The organism is Streptomyces sp. NPDC029122, assembly GCF_055569445.1.
Genome location: NZ_JBVHWK010000064.1, coordinates 1 through 3,075 on the forward strand (window position 1 = coordinate 1; position 3,075 = coordinate 3,075).

Annotated in this window: 3 protein-coding genes and 2 pseudogenes; 2 read left to right on the top strand and 3 right to left on the bottom strand. The window is 68.7% G+C overall.

Annotated features, from left to right (window positions below; genetic code table 11):
* Positions 1–376: 376 nt before the first annotated feature.
* From ACZ4WZ_RS33870 to ACZ4WZ_RS33880, 3 genes and pseudogenes are all read right to left on the bottom strand, one after another.
* Entirely contained in the window at positions 377–985 is a 609-nt protein-coding gene (locus ACZ4WZ_RS33870) for a Fic family protein (RefSeq protein ID WP_467896952.1), read from the bottom strand.
* Entirely contained in the window at positions 972–1,694 is a 723-nt protein-coding gene (locus ACZ4WZ_RS33875) for a hypothetical protein (protein WP_467896954.1), read from the bottom strand. Before ACZ4WZ_RS33875 ends, ACZ4WZ_RS33870 begins: the two co-directional genes overlap by 14 nt.
* Positions 1,695–1,845: 151 nt before the next feature.
* A pseudogene (locus tag ACZ4WZ_RS33880) lies at positions 1,846–1,978 on the bottom strand (IS5/IS1182 family transposase); the annotation flags it as partial.
* Between the two features lie 89 nt (positions 1,979–2,067).
* On the opposite strand from ACZ4WZ_RS33880, the gene ACZ4WZ_RS33885 reads away from it, so the two are divergent.
* Both ACZ4WZ_RS33885 and ACZ4WZ_RS33890 read left to right on the top strand, forming a co-directional pair.
* The gene (locus tag ACZ4WZ_RS33885) at positions 2,068–2,595 is read left to right on the top strand and encodes a GNAT family N-acetyltransferase (protein WP_467896955.1); all 528 of its coding nucleotides are present in this window, start codon (positions 2,068–2,070) and stop codon (positions 2,593–2,595) included.
* 25 nt (positions 2,596–2,620) lie between these two features.
* Positions 2,621–2,917, top strand: a pseudogene (locus ACZ4WZ_RS33890) (helix-turn-helix domain-containing protein); the annotation flags it as partial.
* Positions 2,918–3,075: the final 158 nt, after the last annotated feature.

The window sequence follows — 3,075 nt, forward strand, 5'->3', positions numbered from 1 at the left end:
ACGGACGCTTCCTTTGTACTCACCCTCGCGGGCTTTCCTCCGGGCTTTCGTTCTGTTCTTCGTTCTTGCGTTTCCGACTCTATCAGACTCTTTCGTGTCCGATTTCCTCGGCGCTTTCGAGGTTCTGCGCTTTCGCGCTTTCCCTTTCCAGCGGTTCCGACTCTATCAGAAGATTTCCACCGGTTTTCCCGGCTTCAACGTTTCCGAATGGAGAGTCGAATGCACTCCACCCGGAACGAGATCCTCTGTGGAGTGGTGGCTGCCGAACTTGTCCAGTTCGAGGCAACCGTTTAACTCTACAACCCTCCCCGCGAGGGTGTCAAAACGACGCCGGAGCCCCGCTCAGCCGGGTCCGCAGGCCCACCAGCCGGCCGCTTCAGTGCCGTCGGCGGTTGAGTACGCCGATGAGCGTGGCAAGGTCGGCGGCACCGGCCGGGTCATCCGCGTAGCGGGTGGTCTGGAGAGGACCGACCTCAGGAAGGACGATCTCCTCCCGGGCCAGAACATGGACCAAGGTCAACAGTGCGGCGCGGGCATTGCCGTCGGTGAAGGGGTGGAAGAACGCCACATCGAGGTAGGCACGGGCCGCGCGGGCCGCCAGCGGGATGTTCGGATCGGTCGTCTCGTGCAGGCAGGAGTCGAAGTCGGCTCGCGTGCGAGGGGTCAGACCGTAGCGCTCGCGGCCGGCCTTCGCGTAGGCGTCGCTCATGCGGAACGGTGCCGTTGGTGCAGCGGTGACTGCCCGCTGCCAGCCGGCCAGCAGGGCGAAGTCCAGCGGGGTGCGGCGTGCGGCGTCTTCTCGGGCCAATGCGTATGCGGCGAGCAGACGCTCGGCGCGCATCGGATCGCGCCGGCGCACCGGCCCCTCGCACCAGGACCGGAACCCATCGCGGTCGGGCGGGACCCGCTGCAGGGCCGGTGCGCGTTGCCAGTCGGCCTCACGGCGCACGCGCAGCCAGGCCGAAAGGCTGTCAGTACCGGTCATGGAGATCCTCCAGAGCCTCCCTCTCACGGTGGTCCTGGTACGGGGCGTGGCCGGTGAGGCCGGCAGCCAGGTCCTCGCCGACGGACTCGATCAACGTCCGTTCCGGGTAGACCCAGCTCCGGAACCTGCCGCCGATCGCGCGCTCCACCGCTCGCTCGGCTTCGGCTCGGTCCATGCCGGTGCTGGTGAGGAACCAGCCCAGGACGATCGACGCCTGGCCGTACCAGCCGCCCTCCGCGCCCGAGTCCAAAGTGTGGGTCACGAGCCGGACGCAGGCCCGTTCCAGGTGCCAACTCCGATCCTCGGGTGAGGCGTCCGGCGGCGGGGCCAGTTCGACGAAGCGCTGGGCCGTCAGCTCCAGCCACTCCCGCCACTCCAGCAGTGCGGCTACGACGCGTGCCGCGGTCTCGTCGGGGGTCGTCACCGAGCTCGGCCCGCTGACCCAGTTACCGATGGGCCCGCCGTAGCGGTAGCACCAGCTCCACCCCCAGGCCCAGGTGCCGTACCGCTCCCGGATGACCGCGTCCACCTGACTCTCACACCAGCGTTCGCCCTGCCACCAGCCGGCCATGCCGGAGAGCACGGGTGGCACCCACTCGCGGACCAGCGAGCGGAGCTGGGCTTCCTCGTCCTCGTCCCAGGCGAACGGGTGGCGGGCGGGGTCGAACTCATCCCAGCTCCGAACGCCCTCGCGGGTGACAGGAGGCACGCGGTTCTCGGGGAAGGGGAGGGTGTCACGGTTGTACGTCAGCGCTGGCCACTCTTCCTGTCCGAAGTGATCGGCCCATCAGTCTCGGCTCGGACCCCCTGGGGGCGCGACCGGTTTTCGGCCCGTACCCCGTGAGCGCGTCTGTGCAGGGCCGGTAGCCGGCTCTCACCACCACCGGGCGATGGTTCACGTCCTCCAGCGGCAGGCTCCACGGCCGGCCCTCGCGGACCGGGTCCGCACCCTCACGACCAGGACGGCTCCGACGCCGTGATCACACCACCCACACGGAGGTCATCTCCTGTGGCCCGGAGCGCCGCGTGATGTCACGCGGAATCCGATGGTGCGGCACGACTCTGGCGTCAAGAATCACCCGATGCATGAAGTGAACCTGTCCGACGGGACCATCAGTCTGTCCCCCCTGCGCCTGGACGACGTGGAGGCGCACCTCGCGGGGGAGGACGAGCTACTCGTTCGCTGGCTCAACGGCGGTCCCGGCACGCGCGAGGGGACCGAAGCGTACTTCCGGCACTGCCGGGAACAGTGGGACACCGCCGGGCCACTCCGCGCGTTCGGCATCCGGATGAGCACCGACGAGGTGCTCGCGGGCACGATCGACTTGCGGTTCGCCGGAGAAGGTCTGGCGCCCGGCCAGGTGAATGTCGCCTACGGTCTCTATCCGTCCTGGCGGGGGCGTGGCCTGGCTACCCGCGCGGTCCTCTTGGCGTCCCAGTACGCGGCGAGTGAGGGCGGGGCGGAGGCGGTGATCCAGGTCGAGCCCGAAAATCCCGCATCTGCCGCAGTCGCGCAGCGGGCCGGGTTCACCCCCGGCAAGCCCACGCACGGCAAGGACGGCACACGCTTCGACTGGTACATCCGGGACCTGCACGCCGCTGCCCGGTGACGCCCCACCGTTACGGGCAGCCCTTGGTAGCCGGCCGTGGTGGCTGCCACTGGCAGACCGAGTCCTGCTGATGGCCTTCTATTACCGTACGAACCTCACCATGCGGCAGCTCGCGCCGCTGTTCGGCTGCTCGCCGGCGACCGTCTGCCGGGTGATCCAGCGGCTGCGGCATGCCGGCCATCGAGCCGCCGCCCGCCCGGCCGACGCGGTCGAGCGGCTGTGGATCGTGGACGGCACCCTCATCCCGGTCGGCGACCGGAAGGTCGGTGCGTCCTCACGCAACTACCGGTTCTCTGCGAACGGGCAGGTCGTCACCGGCGCGGCAATGCACCCGGCGCGAGCAACTCCTTCAGGTGCTCTCCGGTTCGCAGTCGGTAAAAGCCCGTGAACGCAGAAAAGCCCCGCACCAGAAGGTGCGGGGCTTTCCCACAATGATTGTTCGGCGGCGTCCTACTCTCCCACAGGGTCCCCCCTGCAGTA

What these genes read in the sequence shown, in the direction of transcription:
- ACZ4WZ_RS33870 (WP_467896952.1), bottom strand. Translation starts at nt 985, where the DNA reads ATGACCGGTACTGACAGCCTTTCGGCCTGGCTGCGCGTGCGCCGTGAG.
- ACZ4WZ_RS33885 (WP_467896955.1), top strand. Translation starts at nt 2,068, where the DNA reads ATGCATGAAGTGAACCTGTCCGACGGGACCATCAGTCTGTCCCCCCTG.